Raw genomic sequence first — 17,225 nt, 5'->3', positions numbered from 1 at the left:
GAATGGGGTGGGCTGGCGCCGCGTGGGGCCAGACTCTAGCACGTCGCAACGTGCCTCGCCGGGCGGCTCAGGGTTTCCCTCAGGGGCGGAACGTGACCGCCGAACGGTCGTTCTCCCAGACGGTCACGGCCGAGACCCGGTAGGCGTCGGTATCGAAGCCGGCGGCCAGCGCCTGGTGGAAGTAGGCCGCGATGTGTTCGGCGGTGGGATTGACCGAATCGAATGGCGGCACCTCGTTGAGGTAGGCGTGATCGAGCCGCTTGGCGATCTCGCGCGCCTGGGCGCGGATGACCTTGAAATCGACCACCATGCCGACCTCGTCGAGCGTCTGGCCGGTGACCTCGATCACCACGCGCCAGTTGTGGCCGTGCAGCCGGGCGCAGTTGCCGTCGTAGCCGTGCAACCGGTGGGCGGCGGCGAACTCGACCTCGGTGGTCAGGGTGTAGCTGCCCCCTGACGGCAGCGAATACGCGGTGCTCATGTGGCGCTCACCTTGTCTGAGTCCCCTATAAATGCGGCGATACTAGCGGCGATCGATCCAGAATCAAGCCCGGTGTCGGCCAGGCACTCCTCGCGGCTGCCATGTTCGATGAATCGGTCCTCGATCCCCAGACGCAGGCCCGGACGACTCACGCCCCGCTCGGCCAGCGCCAGCAACAGCTCGCTGCCGACCCCGCCGATGCGCGCCCCTTCCTCGACCGTGACGACCGCGTCGTGCTCTGCAGCGAGTTCGGCGAGCGGCTCGATTGCCAGCGGCCGCGCCCAGCGCAGGTTGACCAGGGTGGCATCCAGCGTCTCGCAGATCGGGATTAGTCGCTCGACCATCGCGCCGACGCCGATCACCAGGACGCGCCGAGGCGCCTTCGCCGCGCTGCGACGCAGCAGGGTCGGAGCGGTGATGCCCTCGGCCAATGCGTGACCACCCAGCTCGGCCGGGCATTTGTCACGGGGATAGCGGACGAGACACGGTCCGTCGTGGGCCAGCGCCCAGTCGATCGCCGCGTCCAGATCGCGGGCGTCGGCCGGGGTGGCGACGGCGAGATTCGGCACGCTGGTCGCGAGCGCAAGATCGAAGCTGCCGGCGTGGGTGGGGCCGTCCGGGCCCACCAGGCCGGCGCGATCGACCAGGAAGGTCACCGGCAGATCCTGCAGGGCGATGTCGTGGATCACCTGGTCCCAGGCGCGTTGCAGGAAGGTCGAGTAGATCGCGACCACCGGGCGCATGCCCTCGGTGGCGAGCCCCCCGGCCAGTGTTACCGCGTGCTGCTCGGCGATGCCCACGTCGTAGAGGCGCTCCGGGAAGCGGTCGGCAAACCCCTTGAGCCCGGAACCCTCGATCATCGCCGGCGTGATCGCGACCACCCGTTCGTCCTTGGCGGCGTGGTGCTCCAGCCGGGTGGCGGCCACCTCGGTCCAGGTCGGCGGGCCGGCCGGCGTGGTGACCTTGTCACCCGAGGACGCCATCGCCCGGCTTACCCCATTGCGACCCACGCCGTGAAACCCGACCGGGTCGCGTTCGGCCGGGGCCAGGCCGCGGCCCTTCTGCGTGACCACGTGCAGCAGGCGCGGCCCGTCTTGTTGGCGCAGGTTGGACAGGGTGTCGAGCAGGGTGTCGAGGTCGTGGCCGTCGATCGGACCGAAGTAGCGAAAGCCCAGTTCCTCGAACAGGCTCGAGGCGCCCAACAGGTGGCGCATCCCGTCGCGCAACCCGGCCCGCGTCGAGCCGATCAGCTCGCCCAGCGGCCCGGCCTGGGCGAGCATTTCCTCGCCGGAATGGCGGAAACGCTCGATCAGCGGGTTGCTGCGCAGGCGGGTCAGGTGCTGGTTCAGCGCACCGACGTTCGCCGAGATGCTCATCTCGTTGTCGTTGAGGATCACCAACAGGTTCGCCTGCCGGTCCCCGGCGTGATTGAGGGCCTCGAAGGCCTGGCCAGCGGTCATCGCGCCGTCGCCGATGATGGCCACCGCCTGGCGGTCTTCTCCCTTGCGTTCGGCGGCCAGGGCCATGCCGAGTGCCGCGCTGATCGAGGTGCTGGAGTGGCCGGCGCCGAAGGGGTCGTACTCGCTTTCCACCCGCCGGGTGAAGCCGGCCGGCCCGCCGTGCTGGCGCAGTCGGCTCATCCACCCGCGCCGACCGGTGAGCATCTTGTGCAGGTAGGTCTGGTGGCCGACGTCCCAGACCAGCCGGTCATGGGGGGTGTCGAACACCCGGTGGAGTGCCAGGGTGAGCTCGACCACGCCGAGGTTGGCGGCCAGGTGCCCGCCGGTCGCCTCGACCTGCTCGAGCAGGGCATGTCGCATCTCGTCGGCAAGCGCGGCGAGCGAGCCGCGCGAGAGGGCGCGAAGATCGGCCGGCTGTTCGATCAGGTCCAGCAGGTGCGTCTGGCGGGGCGACAGCGGCATCAGTGGTTGCGCCGGGTCACGAAGTCGAGACAGGCGGACAATGCCTCCGGGTCGGCGCCGAGGGTGCCCATCTCCCACAACACGGCGTGGGCGTGGCGCACGGTGTCGTCGAGTTCGCGTCGCGCCCCGTCGAGGCCGGCGACGGTAACGTAGGAGCACTTGTCGGCGGCGGCGTCCTTGCCCGGGGTCTTGCCCAGGTCGTCGGCCGAGCCGGTGACGTCGAGGATGTCGTCCTGGATCTGGAAGGCGCGGCCCAGCAGCCGACCGAAGCGGTCGACCAGCCGCAGTTGGCGTTCCGGAAGACCCGCCCAGCGCGCCCCCAGGCCCAGCGAGGCGCGGATCAGTGCGCCGGTCTTGCGATCGTGCAGGTCGGCCAGTCGGGCGAGATCCGGGGCATCGTCGTCCCCCGCCTGCCCGGCGAGGGCGAGATCGATCGCCTGACCGCCGACCATGCCCGCCGGACCGATCGCCGCGGCGAGCTGGCGGGTCCAGTCGAGTCGGGTCGGTGCATCGGCCTCGGCTTCGGCCAGCGTGGTGAAGGCCAGGCTCTGCAGGGCGTCACCGGCGAGAATGGCGGTGGCCTCGTCGAAGGCGCGGTGCAGGGTGGGGCGCCCGCGACGCAGGTCGTCGTCGTCCATGCTCGGCAGGTCGTCGTGGACCAGCGAGTAGACGTGCACGAGTTCGACGGCGATCGCCGCCGGCCACAGGCTGTCGAAGCGCGCCTCGGTGGTCGCCGGCCACGGGCGGCCGATCAGGCTGCCGAGGAAGACCAGGGCCGGGCGGAATCGCTTGCCGCCGCCGAGAGTGGCGTGGCGCAGGGCGCTTGCCAGCCGGGGTGGGGTGTCGGCGAGCCGACGGTCGAGCGACTCGGTCAGGCGCTGCTCCACCTGGTCGCGAACGTCGGTCAGCCAGTCGTCGAAACCGTCCGGGGCGGCCAGGCGGATTCCGGTGGCGTCGGGGACGTGGGGTGTCGTATCGGTCACGGGCGTCAGGACGAGCGCTCGTCGCGTCCGGTCTCGTCGGCGTCCGGTTCGTTGATCGCGGCCACGCGTCGCTCGGCCTCGTCGAGGGCACGCTGGCATTGGCGCTCGAGCTCGACACCGCGCTCGTAGTCCTTCAGCGACTGCTCGAGGCTCTGCTCGCCGGTCTCCAGGCGCGCGACGATCTGCTCGAGCTCGGCCAGGGCCTGCTCGTAGCGGGTGATCGCGGAGGGATCGCCGTTCTCGACGGTCTGCGGATTGATGGTCTTGGACGCGGGGGAAGAATCCATGGGAAGCCTCTCGGATAGCGGCCCCGATTATATCGTTGCGGGGTGGGGCGGCCAAAAGCCGTGGCCCGAACGACCGACGCTCAGAACGTGTCGACGGCCTCGATCGCCTCGTCGAGGTGGGCCACGGCGATGACCTCGAGCCCGTCGATCGGCTTGGGCGGCTTGTTGCCCCTTGGGACGATCGCGCGGGTAAAGCCGTGCTTCGCCGCCTCAGTCAGTCGTTCCGGGCCGCCGGGAACCGGGCGGATTTCGCCGGCCAGGCCCACCTCGCCGAAGATCACCAGCCCCTGCGGCAGGGGGCGGTCGCGGAAGCTCGAGAGCATGGCGATCAGGCTGGCGAGATCCGCGGCGGTCTCGTTGACACGCACGCCGCCGACCACGTTGAGGAACACGTCCTGGTCGAACAAGGCGACCTGGCCGTGGCGGTGCAGCACGGCGAGCAGCATCGCCAGGCGGTTCTGGTCGAGCCCGACGGTCAGCCGGCGCGAGCCGCCGCCGGGGTGGTCGGCCACCAGCGCCTGGACCTCGACCAGCATCGGGCGGGTGCCCTCGCGGGTGACCATCACCACGCTGCCGGGGACCGGCTTCTCGTGGCGGGAAAGGAAGATGGCCGAGGGATTGGAGACGGGCTTCAGGCCGTGATCGGTCATGCCGAACACGCCCACCTCGTTGGCCGCGCCGAAGCGGTTCTTGACCGCGCGGATGACGCGAAAGCGCGCGCCGGGGTCGCCCTCGAAGTAGAGCACCGTGTCGACCATGTGCTCGAGCACGCGCGGACCGGCCAGCGCCCCTTCCTTGGTCACGTGCCCGACGATCAGCACGATCACGTCATGGCGCTTGGCAAAGCGCACCAGCTGGGCGGTCGCCTCCCTGAGCTGCGAGACCGAACCCGGCGCGGCCGAGAGTTCCTCGGTATAGAGGGTCTGGATCGAATCGACCACCATCAGCCCGGGGAGGGATTTCGAGCAGGCCGCGAGAATGGATTCGATGCGGGTCTCGGAGAGCAGGGTCAGTTCGCCGGCCCGCCCGGCCAGGTCCGTGCCCAACCGCCGACCTCGCAGGGCGACCTGCTGCAGGGATTCCTCGCCAGTGACGTACAGGCACTCGATGCGGTCCTGCAGGCCGAGCACGGTCTGCAGCAGCAGGGTGGACTTGCCGATGCCCGGATCGCCGCCGAGCAGGACCACCGAGCCGGGTACCAGCCCGCCGCCGAGCACCCGGTCGAGCTCGCCCAGGCCGCTCGACTCGCGCGGGGTGTCGGAGACCTCCACCTCGCCGATGGCGGTGATCTGCGGCGCCTCGCCGGCGTAGCCGGCCACCTCGCGGGCGGGTGACTTGCCGCCCGGCAGGCGCATCTCGGCGAGGCTGTTCCAGACGCCGCACTCGCTGCAGCGGCCGGCCCACTTGGGGTGGTCGGCACCGCACTCGCGGCAGACGAAGGCGGTCTGGCTCTTCTTCGCCATGCGCCCTCAGCCCTCGCTGTCGTCGCGCTTGAAGGTGGTGATCAGGGCCGTGTCGACCGCGCGCTTTCTTACCGTACGCACCTCGATGTGGGCATCGGGCAGCTCGATGGCCGCGCCCACGGTGGGCAGGGATTCCAGTTGCTCGATCACGAGACCGTTGAGCGTGCTGGCCTCGTCGGTGGGCAGCTCGACCTCGAGCTCGCGGTTGATCTCGCGGATCGGCAGGTTGCCGCGCACGATGTAGCGGCCGTCGTCCTGGAGCGTGATGCCCTCGTGATCCGAGTCGGGTGAAGTGGTGAACTCGCCGACGATTTCCTCGAGGATATCCTCGAGCGTCACCAGGCCCTGGATGTCGCCGTACTCGTCGACCACCAGTGCCGAGCGGCGCTCCTGGCGTTGGAAATTCAGCAGCTGGGTGGTCAGTGGTGTGCCCTCGGGGACGTAATAGGGCTCGGCCAGCCGGCGCTTGAGACGCGGGAGCGTCAGGCTCTGGTCGATCAGCGGGCCGATCAGGCGGCGGACGTTGATGATGCCGATGGTGTGCTCGACCGAGCCCTCGAACACCGGCAGCCGCGAATACTGCGCGTGGATCAGCTGGTCGAGGATATCGTCCCAGTCCTGCGTGATGTCGATGCCGACGATCTCGGCGCGCGGGATCATGATGTCCTCGACGCTGGCCTGGCCGAGCTCGAGCACCGACAGCAGCATGGTCTGGTCGAGGTCCGGCAGGCGCTGGCCGGATTCGCGGACGATGGTATGCAATTCGGCGCGTGTCAGCGCGTTCGAACCCCGGTTCTTCGGGTGCAGGCCGAAGATCGAGAGCAGGCCGTTGGCCAGCCAGTTGATCAGCCAGATCACCGGACGCAGCGGGCGGATCAGGAACGTGTAGACGAACGAGGCGGGGAAGGCGAACCGTTCGGGGAAGACCGCGGCGGCCGTCTTGGGCGCCACCTCGCCGAAGATCAGCAACAGCAGGGTCATCGCCCCGGTCGCGATCGCGATGCCGGAATCGCCGAACAGCCGCAGGCCGATCACGGTGGCGATCGACGAGGCGAGGATGTTGACGAAGTTGTTGCCCAGCAGGATCAGGCCGATCAGGCGATCGGGCTCGTCGAGCAGCCGGGAGGCGAGCACCGCACCGCGTTGACCCTGCTTTGCCAGGTGGCGCAACCGGTAGCGGTTGAGCGCCATCAGCGCGGTCTCCGAGCTGGAGAAGAAGGCGGACAGGACGATGAGCACGGCCAGGGCCGTGAACAGAAAACCTAAGGGTATTTCGTTCAAGAGGGGGTGCGCTTGTGATTGAACCAGCGGGAAGTGTACGGCGAAGACCGCCGTATTTCGAGCCGGGTGGTCGTGGTCGGCGCACGCGGCCCGGCACCGGTGACCCGGCGCGCGTTCAGGGCGTGCCGGGTCACGTATCCCGTGCGCCCCGAGCGGGGCTCACCCGGGTGGCTCAGCCGAGGTTGAGGATCCACTCGAGCACGATCTTGGTGCCGAAGTAGGCCAGGCCCATCAGGATGAAGCCGGCCAGCGTCCACTGGACCGCGGTGCGCCCGCGCCAGCCGGCGATGTGCCGACCAGCGAGCAGCACGGCGAACACCACCCAGGCGATCACCGACAGGACGGTCTTGTGCACCAGGTGCTGGGCGAAGATGTTCTCCAGGAACAGAAAGCCGGTGACCAGGGCCAGGGTAAGCAGCAGAAAGCCGATGACGATGAAGCGGAACATCAGCTGCTCGACCGATTCCATCGGCGGCAGTCGACGGATCCAGCCGGCCGGGTGGTGGCCGTGCAGTGCCTGGTGCTGGATCAGGAGCATCACGCCCTGCAGGGCGGCCAGGGTGAGCAGGGCATAGGCCGACAGCGAGATCAGGATATGCGCATCCAGCGCGATCTCGCCGGTGCGGATGGGCACGTTCGATTCGGGCACGAACACGGTCAGGAACACCGTGATCGCCGTGACCGGCAGCAAGACCACCGCAATGCCCTCGAGCCGTTCGCGGAAGGCGCTGACCACCGTGATCGCGCTGGCCAGGCCGAATACCGCGGCGAGCGCATTGAGCACGCTCAGGTTGAGCGCGGCCGGGTTGGGCTGGAAGCCCAGCTGGTAGAGCAGGGCACCCTGGCCGACCAGGGCGGCGACCGCGATCAGCAGACCGGGCAGACGGAAGGAAAGCCGCTCGAAGCGTTGCCACTGGTCCACCAGCAGCAGGATGGTGGCCAGTGCAAAGCCGGTGATGGTCGCGGTGGCGAGAAAGGTGACGCTATGGTCCACGTGGGACGCTCCTCCTGGAATCGGGGCCCCGGATCGGCCCGGGTCAGCCGAGTGGGGTCGTGTCGCTAGGAAAACTCTGCATGAATGCCATACCGCTCTGCGCGCCTTGAGCCGGGCAGATGCAAGGCGTTCGTCCGCCGCGGAAGGGTGATTCCCTTTCCAAGGACGACAACGCAGCAGGTGCCCGGCTCAAGGCGTGCCCTGCGGAGCACGGGCGACTCGCCAAGCCAGAGTGGCATGGCATTCTTGCAGAGTTTCCCTAGACGGCACAGTCTGCCACAGAGTCAGGACGGCAATGCCTCGTCGGGTCGGTCGGGCAGTTTCTTGTGCGGGTTGAGGATGCCGGCCGGGTCGAAGACCGCCTTGATGCCGCGCATCAGGTCGAGCGAATCCGGCGGGATCTCGCGGGAGACGAACTCACGCTTGACCAGCCCGATGCCATGCTCGCCGGAGAGCGTGCCGTCGAGGCGCAGCACCGCGTCGAACACCTCGTCCAGGGCCTGCTCGGCGCCGGCCATCTGCGCCGGGTCGTCCGGGTCGACCAGCAGGTTGACGTGGATGTTGCCGTTGCCGGCGTGACCGAAGCTGACGATGGTGATGGCATGCCGGGTGGCGATCTCGTCCAGGGTCTCGATCAGGCGCGGGATGCGCGAGACTGGCACGACCACGTCCTCATTGATCTTCTTCGGCGCGACCTGGCGCAGGGTGGGCGAGAGCGCCTTGCGGGCGGCCCACAGGCGCGCCTGTTCCTCGGCGGTCTGCGCGACGGCGATGTCGGCCTCCGGCGAGCGCGCCGCCGCGACCACCCGTTCGACCGTCGCGTCGATACCGCTCTCGTCGCCGTCGACCTCGATCATCAGCATGGCCCCCGCGGATGATGGGATCTCGACCGCCGAGTTCTTGCGCAGCAGGTCGAGGGCATTGCCGTCGATGAACTCGATCGCCGCCGGGGTGGCCGGCTGGGCCATCACGCGCGAGACCGCCGCCGAGGCGGCATGCATGTCCGGGTAGAAGGCGCGCAGCAGGCGCCGGGTCTCCGGCAGCGGCGTGAGCTTGAGCGTCGCCTCGGTGATCACGCCCAGCGTGCCCTCGCAGCCGATCAGCAGCCGGGTCAGGTCATGCCCGACCACGCCCTTGGTGGTCTGCGAGCCGGCCTTGATGGTCCGGCCCCGGCCGTCGACGGCCTTGAGGCCCAACACGTTCTCCCGCGTGGTGCCGTATTTGACCGCGTGCGGACCGGCGGCGTTGCAGCCGAGGTTGCCGCCGATGGTGCACAGGGCATTGCTGGTCGGGTCGGGTGGCCAGAAAAAGCCCCGTTCGCCGACGATACGTTGCAGGTCGGCGTTGATCATCCCGGTCTGGACCACGATCAGGCGGTCCTCGGGGCGAAAGTCGAGCACCCGGGTCATGCGATCGGTGACCAGCACCACCCCGCCGCGTACCGGCACCGAGCCGCCGGCCGTGCCCGTGCCGCGTCCGCGCGTGGTCACCGGCACGCGGTGGGCGTAGGCCAGGCGCATGATCTCGGCCACCTCGTCGTGATCTTCCGGGAAGACCACCACCGCCGGGGCGTGATGAACCCGGCTGTTGTCCATGCCGTAGGCCCAGGTCGAGCCGGCATCCCGGAGGATGCGTTCGGCCGGCAGGACGTGGGCAAGCTGGTCGAGGAAGGCGTCGAGTGCGCTCATGGGAGTCAGTCGGTCAGGCCGAGCAGTTGACGGTCGACCAGGTCGACCAGGGCGTGGATGCACTTGATCTGCGTCTCGTAGGCGATGCCGGGGCGCTCGGTCGGGATGCAGATCAGTCGATCCTGGCTGTGCAGGTGCGGGGCGATCACCTCTTCGGAACCCGCCGAGAGCAGGACCACCTGCATGTCGCGCTCGTGGGCCGCGCGCAGCGCTGGCAGGATGCCGTCGACCGCGTTGCAGCTGATGGCGAACAGCACGTCGCTCTGGGCGCCCAGTGCGCGAATGGAACGGACGAACGGCTCCTTGCCGCCCGGGTATTCGGACAGGGCCATGACGGGCAGGCCCGGCCGCGGGTGCTCCAGTTGCCCGGTCATCAGTCGGGCGAAGTAGTGCGCCATGTCGCTGCGCTCGCGCGAGCCGCAGGCGTAGACGCGCTGGCCGTTCAGTACGGCGGTCAGGATGACGCCCGCGGCCTCGAGCGCCTGCGGCGCACCGGCGTCCAGCAACTGGCCGATCTCGGCGAGATCCTTGTCGAAGCGTTGTTTCAGGCCGTCGAGAATGTCGCTCATGCGTGTCGGGTCCGTGCAGTCGTGGCGAAGTGGTTGCGTGCCGTCATGGTGAGTCGTGCCGACCTTCCCTAAAAGGCGTCGGCCAGCCAGTCGATGTGATTGTGGTCGCCGCGCGCCGTGACCGCTACCACGTCGAAACGGCAGTAGAGTCCTTGCCAGGCCGGCTGGGCCGCGATCAGGCGCTCGGCGGTTTCGCGCACCTTGGCGCACTTGCGCGGCGACAGGCTTTCCGCGGCACTCACCAGGGCCCCGCCACCGCGGGCGCGCACCTCGACGAACACCAGGGTGTCGCCGTCGCGCAGGATCAGGTCGATCTCGCCGCGTCCGGCGCGGGCGTTGCGCCGCAACGGCGTGAGGCCGGCCCGCTCGAGGTGGGCCAGGGCCAACGCCTCGGCCTCCTGGCCGAAGCGGCGTCGATGGGCATGCGGTCCATCGTCAGCAGCCTCGTGGCGGCGCCACCAGTGCCGTAAGGCGTCCATGCCGCGGCGTGTCATGCTCGATCGACTGCCTTGCGGCCGGTCAGGGCGTCAAGGTCGGTTGGTCGGCGCCGCCCATGGTCGCGTCGGGCGAGGTGGTGCCCGGTAGCCGGGTCGGGCTGGTGATCGAATCCGGCAGGGCGGCGCCCGGGGTCGGGTCGACCGGCCGGATCAGGCCGTCCCGGAACTGCCCCCAGCGCGGCTGGCGCTCGACCACGCCGGTGGCGGTGACCGACAGCTCGCCGGTCAGCCCGTCCAGGGTCCCGCCTTGCAACAGGGTGTCCATGCGCCCGGCCAGTGCCGCGGCATCGGCGCCGAAGGCGAACAGGCGGGGCAGCGAGCCGGCCAGCTGGGCCTGCTCGTAGGTGATGCGCAGCGGGTGTTCCGGGCCGGCCGTGCCGGCGAGCAGCAGGGGGGCGATCGGGATGATCACGCCGTCCTTGTCGGCATCGCCGCGCGGATCGCGGTTGCCGTTGTAGGCCAGTCCCAGGCCGTAGCGCGGCAGGTCCTCGGCACCGAAATAGTCGAGTTGCGGAACCACCAGCGTCAGCTCGTCGCCGCTGGCGGCCAGAAAGATCGCATCGAGGTCGTCGCGGATGATGGGTTGGAATGGGCCGTCGTCGGACTTGGTGCGTACCCGCAACAGGTCGCGCAGTTCGCTGGAGAAATCCGTCTGGCCGGAGGCGAAACGGGCGCGGTCGACGACCTCGCCACCCAGCAGTTCGAACTCGTTGGCGAAGGCCTCGCGGGTGCGTTCGCCCAGTCGGTGGTCGGCCGAGAAGATCGCGGCCCGGCGGTGGCCGTCGGTCCACATGCGCCGGGCGACCGCCGCGGCGTCCTGTTCCGGCGACAGCGAGAAGCTGACCACGCCAACGGGCAGGCTTTCGCCCGACGGGGGCGTATTCAGCGCGATGGCCAGCGGCCCATCGGCCGGTAGGGCGGCCAGCGCACCCAGCTGATCCTTGAGCAACGGGCCGATGATCAGGGCCGCGCCCGCCCGTTGAGCCTGCTCGATCGCGGCGTTGGCGCCGATCCGGTCGCTGCCCGAGTCGAAGAACAGCAGCTCCCGGCTACCCAGCGCACCATTGTCGCGGGCGTACTCGATGCCGGCGCGGATCTCGCGGGTGATGCCGGCGTAGCGCTCGCCTTCCGGCAGCAGGACGGCGACCGGGCCGGTTGCGGCCGGTGCGGTCAGCTGGCCCACCGGGGCGGCGGCGCCGAGCATCTCGATAAACCCGCTGTCGATCGCCGGGTGGCTGCGGTGATCGGCCATCCAGCGGTCGATCTGACCCGGTTGTTCGCGGTAGGTCAGGGCCAGTTGCACCCAGCCGGCAAACTGGCGGTCGGTGGTGTCCTCGGCGGCACGACGCAGGCGGTCGGTCGGCACCTCGGTAAGCCGGTTCCACAGGCGGGCGTGGTTTTCCTGGCGTTGATCGTCGGCGAGCCGATCGTCGACCGCGGCGTAGTAGCGTGCCGCGGCCAGGGGATTGCCCAGCTCGGCCTCGAGCGCGCCGAGCAGGATCAGGCGTCGGCGCTCGCTGTCGGCATCCAGCGGCAGGGGAATGCGATGGATGGTTTGCCGGGCCTGATCCGGATTGCCGGCACTCCATTCGCCCACACCGCGGGCAATGGCTGCGCGGCGGGCATTGATCGCCTGCCAGCGCCCCTCGGTATCCGCCTGCTGGTAGAGTTCGCGGGCCAGCGCCAGTTCGTGGGCATCGATCGCGGTTTCCAGTGCGCCCAGCTGCTGTTCGGCGCGGGCCGCGCCGGAAAGCGTCTGAGAGAGCGCCATGCGGGCGCGGGCCAAGGCGGCCGGGTCCTCGGCGCTGATGGCCTGGTCGACCTGCGTCTGCGCCGCCTTGCGCTGGTCATCCTGCGGCGAGGTGGCCATCTGGGCACAGCCGCCCAAAGCGAGGCCCAGGGTCAGCAGGCTGGCCATCAGGGCCCGCCGGGTGACAGGGTGGGCGAGCGGGCGAGGGCGTGTCGGCATGCGATCCGTCTCCGGTAACGTGTCGGTTTGCGTGCTGGCGGCCGGAGACGACGGGGTCGCGTCCGGCTGATCGCCGGCTGTTCGGTTGTGGTCTCCGGTCGAGGTGGACCACCGGGAGGATGGCTCGTTCGCTCGAACGGATCCGGAAACACTGAAAAATCGTGAGTGAGTATAACCAAATGTCCAGTCCGAATGCGGGGTCGCGCCCCGCGGGCGAAACCGGTGGTCGCTGGGTCGAGCCCGGCCACCTCTACGTGGTGGCCACGCCGATCGGCAACCTTGCCGACATCAGCGAGCGCGCGGTCTCGGTGCTCAAGGGCGTGGACTTCATCGCCTGCGAGGACACACGGCACGCGCGCGTCCTGCTGGATCACCTCGGGGTGCGCCGGGAACTGGTCGCCCTGCACGAGCACAACGAGCGGGGCGCCAGCGAGTCCATCGCCCGCCGGTTGGCCGACGGGCAGTCGGCGGCGCTGATCAGCGATGCCGGCACGCCGGCAATCAGCGACCCGGGCGAGGTGCTGGTCCGGGTGCTGGTCGATGCCGGCCTGCCCGTGGTGCCGGTGCCCGGTGCCTCGGCCGTGATCGCGGCCTTGTCGGCCTCGGGCCTGCCGGCCCGTCCCTTCTGGTTCGAAGGATTTCTGCCGGCGCAGGACAAGGCGCGTCGCGACCGGCTCGACCGCCTGGCCGACGTCGAGGCCACCCTGGTCTTCTACGAGGCGCCCCACCGGATCGTCAAATGCGTGGCCGCGGCCGCCGAACGCCTGGGTGGTGATCGACGTGCCGTGCTCGCTCGCGAGCTGACCAAGCGTTTCGAGCAATTCGCCCACGGCTCGCTCGAGGCCTTGGTCGGGGAGCTGGCCGACGGCGACGTTCCCGCCCGGGGCGAGTTCGTGTTCATGGTGGCGCCGGCCGACGCCCGGGCGGAGGCGCCGGCGGCCGAGGCCGAGGCGCTGATCTCGGCGCTGATCGAGGAGGGCGTGGCGCCCAAGACCATCGCTCGCGTGGTCTCCCGGACCACCTCGCTGTCGCGCAACGCGGTCTACGCGGAGGTACTGGCGCGGCGCAAGGAGTCCTGAGCCGGACGGCGGGGCGCGAGTGGAGCGCCTGGCAGGGCAGCGAGTCGTGCGTTGAGACCGACCACATATCCTGATTGGCATACATGCTGCATAAGCCCCTGGGCATCGACACGGTGCGCGCCTGGACGCCGCCGTGACGACCCAAACCGATGACCACCTTAGTGGTCGTACATCAGGGGTTTAACCGCATGGCCTACTACCTCACCAGCGACGAATCACTTTGCGGGCAGGCGCCGTCTCGCCTCGCCGGCGCCTATCGCGCGCCGCTCGAGCGCCACGCGGCGATCGAGACGCCCGCTGCGCGCGCAGAGGCACTGCTCGCCTCGCTGCTGCGTTGCGTCAACGTCGGCTCGGCGCTGGACACGATCCGGTCGCACGTCGAGGGGTTGCTGGCCGTGACGTCAATTTCCTGGCAGGTGGATGACGAGCGCTACTGCGGCACGGTCTGCGAGCCGTCCGAGCACACCATCCCGGTCGCCCTGTCGCTGGACGATCGCCCCTTTGGCCGGTTGCGCCTGCACAGTCGCCGTCCGGTGGGCGAGGCCGAACTGGCCGCACTGCGCGAGATGCTCGCCGTGGTGGCCTACCCGCTGCGCAACCTGCGCATGCTCGAGCACGCCCTGATCGCTGCCGAACACGACGCGTTGACTGGTCTCAAGAACCGGCGCGCCTTCGACCTCGAACTCAAGGCCGTGCATGCCCGCGTGGCGCGTTACGGTGGCCAGGCAAGCCTGCTGATCCTCGACATGACCCGCTTCAAGGCGATCAACGACACCTACGGCCACGACGTTGGCGATCGGGCGCTGGCTCGCGTGGCCGAGGGCCTGGATCGCTGCCTGCGCGAGACCGACAGCGCCTACCGCCTCGGCGGGGACGAGTTCGTGGTGATCCTGCCCGAAACCCCGTACCAGGGGGCGCGTCGCCTGGGCGCGCGGTTGCTCGACTGGTTCCGCGATCACCCGCTGCGCGAGCCCGGCGGCGAGCGGGTGCCGCTCAGGGCACGGATCGGGATGGCCCAGTTTCGCGAAGGCGACGACGCGGACGGCTGGTTCCGTCGGGCCGACCAGGCCCTGTACGGCAACCCCGAGCCGAACGGCGCGGGTCGCCGCCTGGGTCGTCTGGCATAAGACGCCTGCCACCCCCGGCGGCGGGTTCGGGTGAGGGAGTGGCAAATCAAGGCCAAACACGTGAGAATCGCGGACGTTTGTTAAACCGATTGTGACTGCCGGCCCCGACAACGGGGCCGACTCCGAAACACGTGACGAGGAACGAGAGATGGCCGAAGGCGACGAGGCAACCGCGGAAAAGAAAGGTAGCAACAAGCTGATCGTGATCCTGCTCGCGGTGTTGATTGTCGTGATCCTGGCGATCGGTGCCGTGGTGACGACGCTGTTGCTCACCGGCGACGACAAGCCGGCAGGCGAGGGCGAGGAGACCGCCGAGCAGAGCGAGGAGGCCGAGGAGCCCAAGGGGCCACCGATCACCGTCTCGCTGGGCGATCCGATCACGGTCAACCTGAGCAAGCCCAATGACGCCAACGTGCTGCAGGTGCAGCTCGATCTGGTCACCCGCGACCCGAAGGTCGAGGAGTTGATCAAGACCCAGCGCTCGCGGATCGTCAACGACGTGATGCTGGTGCTGAGCGACGTCGATTCGGCCGAACTGCGCACGCGGGCGGGCAAGGAGGCGCTGCAGGCGTCGCTGACCGAGGAGATCAACCGGATCCTCGAGGACGGCAGCGAGCTCGAGCAGCCGGTCGAGAACGTGTATTTCACCAAGCTCCTGATGCAGTGATGCGTTGGGTGATGCCCCCGGGGTTGGAGCCACGGGGCCAACAGGCGCGAGGCGCTTATGTCTGAAGCCGACATCCTCTCCCAGGACGAGATCGACGCGCTGTTGAACGGCGTCGACGAGGGCGACGTCGAGACCGAGCAGGGGGTCGGCGACCCGACCCAGGCCAAGTCCTACGACCTCACCACCCAGGAGCGCATCGTCCGGGGTCGGCTGCCGACGCTCGAGATGCTCAACGAGCGTTTCGCACGCAGCCTGCGGATTCGCCTGGTTTCCATGCTGCGCCGCTCGGTCGAGATCTCGATCGAGGGCGTGGAGATGACCAAGTTCTCCGAGTACATCCACACCCTGTTCGTGCCCACCTCGATGACGCTGATGCACGTGCGTCCGCTCAAGGGGCTGGGGATGTTCATGATGGAGTCGCGACTGGTGTTCTCGCTGGTCGACAACTTCTTCGGCGGCTTCGGCATGCACGCCAAGATCGAGGGACGCGACTTCACGCCCACCGAGCTGCGCGTGATCAAGCGGGTGCTCGAGCAGGCGACCGAAGAGATGCAGAACGCCTGGGCGGGCATCTACCCGATCATGTTCGAGACCGTCAGCCACGAGATGAACCCGCAGCTGGCCAACATCGTCTCGGCGACCGAGGTGGTGGTGGTATCGAGCTTCCGCATCGAGGTCGAGGGCGGTTCCGGCAAGTTCGACTTCGTCGTGCCCTACTCGATGATCGAGCCGATCCGCGATCTGCTCGACGGCGGCATGCAGGGCGACCGGCTGGAGGTCGACGAGCGCTGGACCAAGGCACTCAAGCGCGAACTGGGTTTCGCCGAGATCGAGCTGACCGCGCATCTGGCCGATGTGCGCATGTCGCTGAAGGACGTGGCGCACATGGAAGTGGGTCAGGTGATCCCCTTCGAGATGCCGGAATACTCCACGCTTGCCTGCGACGGCTTGCCGCTCTACCGCGGCAAGATGGGCGTGTTCAAGGGCAATAAGGCGATCCGCGTCGAGGAGCCGGTGCCCGAACGGCTCGAGCGGGCCACGCACCCCAACGAGATCCTGCGGGCGCAGATCCCCGGGCTGAATCAATCAGGAGACAAAGACGATGGCTGAAGAATCCGACAAGTCCACCGAGGACGACTGGGCGGCGGCCATGGCCGAACAGGCCGACTCGGAAGGCGGCCAGGGTGAGGCCGATGAGGCCGAGCCGGTCGGCATGGAGCAGTTTGCCGACGGCGCCCATCCCGACGATGACGAGAACCCGGTCAACTTCGACGTGATCATGGACGTGCCGGTCAACATCTCGATGGAGATCGGCCGCACCGCGATCAATATCCGCAACCTGCTGCAGCTGAACCAGGGCTCGATCGTCGAGCTCGACCGGCTGGCCGGCGAGCCGCTGGACGTGCTGGTCAACGGCACGCTGATCGCCCGCGGCGAGGTGGTGGTGATCAACGAGAAATTCGGCATCCGCCTGACCGACGTCATCAGCCCGGCCGAGCGCCTGCGCAAGCTGCGCTGATCGGGATGGTCATGCGAGTCATTCCGTTCCTGATGCTGCTCCTGCTGGCCGGCCCCGCCAGGGCCGCCGAGGCCATCGATCCGCTCGCGCCGAGCTATCTCGTCAAGCTGGTGATCAGCCTGATCCTGGTGCTGGTACTGATGTTCGCCCTGGTCTGGGTGGTCAAGCGCGTCGGCCGGCTGGACGCGCGCGCCGGCAACTACCCCATGCAGGTGCTCACGCAGATGTCGATCGGCCCCCGCGAACGCATCCTGCTGGTGGCCGTGGGCGATCGGCAGATGCTGGTGGGCGTGAGCCAGGGGGCGATCGAGTCGCTGGGCTGGCTCGACCCGCCGCTCGAGCCGCGTCGCCGCGACGGCGAGAACCCGAGCTTCGGCGACGCCTTCCAGGCGCAGCTGGCCGCCCGCTTCGGCAAGGGTGGCCAAGGTAGCAAGGGGAACTCGAACGATGGCTAGGGAAACTCTGCACGAATGCCATGCCACTCTGGCCTGTCGAGCCGTTCGTGATCAAGGCGCGTCGTCGCCGGCGTGCCGGTGGCCACGCCAAGACGACGCAACGCGGAGCACAGGCGGCTCGCCAGGCCCCGCAGGGCGCGCCTTGAGCCGGGCATCTGCTGCGTTGCCGTCCTTGGAAAGGGAGTCACCCTTCCGCGGCGGACGGACGCCTTGCACCTGCCCGGCTCAAGACGCGCAGAGCGGT

The 17,225-nt window shown here is 69.0% G+C and carries 17 protein-coding genes; 6 read left to right on the top strand and 11 right to left on the bottom strand.

The features are described 5' to 3' along the window. Positions 1-79: 79 nt before the first annotated feature. The 11 genes from queD to FAZ79_RS05935 all read right to left on the bottom strand — a co-directional run bounded on the left by queD (position 80) and on the right by FAZ79_RS05935 (position 12,134). Positions 80-481: a 6-carboxytetrahydropterin synthase QueD gene (queD, locus tag FAZ79_RS05985; RefSeq protein WP_136867071.1), complete on the bottom strand. Its 402-nt coding sequence runs from the start codon at positions 479-481 to the stop codon at positions 80-82. Further along, positions 478-2,403, bottom strand: a complete 1,926-nt coding sequence (dxs, locus tag FAZ79_RS05980; RefSeq protein WP_136867070.1) for a 1-deoxy-D-xylulose-5-phosphate synthase — start codon at positions 2,401-2,403, stop codon at positions 478-480. Before dxs ends, queD begins: the two co-directional genes overlap by 4 nt. Next, positions 2,403-3,386: a polyprenyl synthetase family protein gene (locus tag FAZ79_RS05975; protein WP_211238804.1), complete on the bottom strand. Its 984-nt coding sequence runs from the start codon at positions 3,384-3,386 to the stop codon at positions 2,403-2,405. The genes dxs and FAZ79_RS05975 overlap by 1 nt, the downstream gene beginning before the upstream one ends. Before the next feature lie 5 nt (positions 3,387-3,391). Next, entirely contained in the window at positions 3,392-3,673 is a 282-nt protein-coding gene (locus tag FAZ79_RS05970) for an exodeoxyribonuclease VII small subunit (protein ID WP_136867068.1), read from the bottom strand. 80 nt (positions 3,674-3,753) lie between these two features. Beyond that, on the bottom strand, positions 3,754-5,136 hold the full coding sequence (gene radA, locus FAZ79_RS05965) for a DNA repair protein RadA (RefSeq protein ID WP_136867067.1): 1,383 nt from the start codon (positions 5,134-5,136) through the stop codon (positions 3,754-3,756). 6 nt (positions 5,137-5,142) lie between these two features. After that, entirely contained in the window at positions 5,143-6,417 is a 1,275-nt protein-coding gene (locus tag FAZ79_RS05960; RefSeq protein WP_136867066.1) for an HlyC/CorC family transporter, read from the bottom strand. Between the two features lie 172 nt (positions 6,418-6,589). Further along, complete coding sequence (gene ccsA / locus FAZ79_RS05955; RefSeq protein ID WP_169303614.1) at positions 6,590-7,411, bottom strand: cytochrome c biogenesis protein CcsA; 822 nt, start codon at positions 7,409-7,411, stop codon at positions 6,590-6,592. Positions 7,412-7,695: 284 nt separating this feature from the next. Next, positions 7,696-9,099 carry an FAD-linked oxidase C-terminal domain-containing protein gene (locus FAZ79_RS05950; protein WP_136867064.1) on the bottom strand — a complete coding sequence of 468 codons (1,404 nt, stop codon included), beginning with the start codon at positions 9,097-9,099 and terminating at the stop codon, positions 7,696-7,698. A 5-nt stretch (positions 9,100-9,104) separates the two neighbouring features. Continuing rightward, a complete protein-coding gene (locus tag FAZ79_RS05945; RefSeq protein ID WP_136867063.1) occupies positions 9,105-9,668 on the bottom strand; it encodes an SIS domain-containing protein in 564 nt (187 codons plus the stop codon). Between the two features lie 68 nt (positions 9,669-9,736). After that, positions 9,737-10,162, bottom strand: a complete 426-nt coding sequence (locus tag FAZ79_RS05940) for a YraN family protein (protein WP_169303613.1) — start codon at positions 10,160-10,162, stop codon at positions 9,737-9,739. Positions 10,163-10,187: 25 nt separating this feature from the next. Beyond that, positions 10,188-12,134, bottom strand: a complete 1,947-nt coding sequence (locus FAZ79_RS05935; RefSeq protein WP_136867062.1) for a penicillin-binding protein activator — start codon at positions 12,132-12,134, stop codon at positions 10,188-10,190. 179 nt (positions 12,135-12,313) lie between these two features. Here FAZ79_RS05935 and rsmI point away from each other — a divergent pair, with 179 nt between their 5' ends. From rsmI to fliO, 6 genes are all read left to right on the top strand, one after another. Beyond that, the gene (gene rsmI, locus FAZ79_RS05930; RefSeq protein WP_136867061.1) at positions 12,314-13,213 is read left to right on the top strand and encodes a 16S rRNA (cytidine(1402)-2'-O)-methyltransferase; all 900 of its coding nucleotides are present in this window, start codon (positions 12,314-12,316) and stop codon (positions 13,211-13,213) included. Between the two features lie 188 nt (positions 13,214-13,401). After that, complete coding sequence (locus FAZ79_RS05925; protein WP_169303612.1) at positions 13,402-14,340, top strand: GGDEF domain-containing protein; 939 nt, start codon at positions 13,402-13,404, stop codon at positions 14,338-14,340. 148 nt (positions 14,341-14,488) lie between these two features. Beyond that, positions 14,489-15,007: a flagellar basal body-associated FliL family protein gene (locus FAZ79_RS05920; RefSeq protein ID WP_136867059.1), complete on the top strand. Its 519-nt coding sequence runs from the start codon at positions 14,489-14,491 to the stop codon at positions 15,005-15,007. A gap of 57 nt (positions 15,008-15,064) precedes the next feature. Further along, complete coding sequence (gene fliM, locus FAZ79_RS05915; RefSeq protein WP_136867058.1) at positions 15,065-16,117, top strand: flagellar motor switch protein FliM; 1,053 nt, start codon at positions 15,065-15,067, stop codon at positions 16,115-16,117. Beyond that, the gene (fliN, locus tag FAZ79_RS05910; RefSeq protein ID WP_136867057.1) at positions 16,110-16,526 is read left to right on the top strand and encodes a flagellar motor switch protein FliN; all 417 of its coding nucleotides are present in this window, start codon (positions 16,110-16,112) and stop codon (positions 16,524-16,526) included. The genes fliM and fliN overlap by 8 nt, the downstream gene beginning before the upstream one ends. Positions 16,527-16,537: 11 nt before the next feature. Further along, a complete protein-coding gene (gene fliO / locus FAZ79_RS05905; protein ID WP_169303611.1) occupies positions 16,538-16,981 on the top strand; it encodes a flagellar biosynthetic protein FliO in 444 nt (147 codons plus the stop codon). Positions 16,982-17,225: the final 244 nt, after the last annotated feature.

Source organism: Guyparkeria sp. SB14A, from assembly GCF_005096345.1.
Classification (GTDB): domain Bacteria; phylum Pseudomonadota; class Gammaproteobacteria; order Halothiobacillales; family Halothiobacillaceae; genus Guyparkeria; species Guyparkeria hydrothermalis.
This window is presented reverse-complemented; position numbering and strand designations above follow the sequence as displayed.

Bases quoted from the DNA above. Each gene is read 5' to 3' on its own strand.
- queD (WP_136867071.1), bottom strand. From the start codon at position 481: ATGAGCACCGCGTATTCGCTGCCGTCAGGGGGCAGCTACACCCTGACC.
- dxs (WP_136867070.1), bottom strand. From the start codon at position 2,403: ATGCCGCTGTCGCCCCGCCAGACGCACCTGCTGGACCTGATCGAACAG.
- FAZ79_RS05970 (WP_136867068.1), bottom strand. From the start codon at position 3,673: ATGGATTCTTCCCCCGCGTCCAAGACCATCAATCCGCAGACCGTCGAG.
- radA (WP_136867067.1), bottom strand. From the start codon at position 5,136: ATGGCGAAGAAGAGCCAGACCGCCTTCGTCTGCCGCGAGTGCGGTGCC.
- FAZ79_RS05950 (WP_136867064.1), bottom strand. From the start codon at position 9,099: ATGAGCGCACTCGACGCCTTCCTCGACCAGCTTGCCCACGTCCTGCCG.
- FAZ79_RS05945 (WP_136867063.1), bottom strand. From the start codon at position 9,668: ATGAGCGACATTCTCGACGGCCTGAAACAACGCTTCGACAAGGATCTC.
- FAZ79_RS05940 (WP_169303613.1), bottom strand. From the start codon at position 10,162: ATGACACGCCGCGGCATGGACGCCTTACGGCACTGGTGGCGCCGCCAC.
- FAZ79_RS05935 (WP_136867062.1), bottom strand. From the start codon at position 12,134: ATGCCGACACGCCCTCGCCCGCTCGCCCACCCTGTCACCCGGCGGGCC.
- rsmI (WP_136867061.1), top strand. From the start codon at position 12,314: ATGTCCAGTCCGAATGCGGGGTCGCGCCCCGCGGGCGAAACCGGTGGT.
- FAZ79_RS05925 (WP_169303612.1), top strand. From the start codon at position 13,402: ATGGCCTACTACCTCACCAGCGACGAATCACTTTGCGGGCAGGCGCCG.
- FAZ79_RS05920 (WP_136867059.1), top strand. From the start codon at position 14,489: ATGGCCGAAGGCGACGAGGCAACCGCGGAAAAGAAAGGTAGCAACAAG.
- fliM (WP_136867058.1), top strand. From the start codon at position 15,065: ATGTCTGAAGCCGACATCCTCTCCCAGGACGAGATCGACGCGCTGTTG.
- fliN (WP_136867057.1), top strand. From the start codon at position 16,110: ATGGCTGAAGAATCCGACAAGTCCACCGAGGACGACTGGGCGGCGGCC.
- fliO (WP_169303611.1), top strand. From the start codon at position 16,538: ATGCGAGTCATTCCGTTCCTGATGCTGCTCCTGCTGGCCGGCCCCGCC.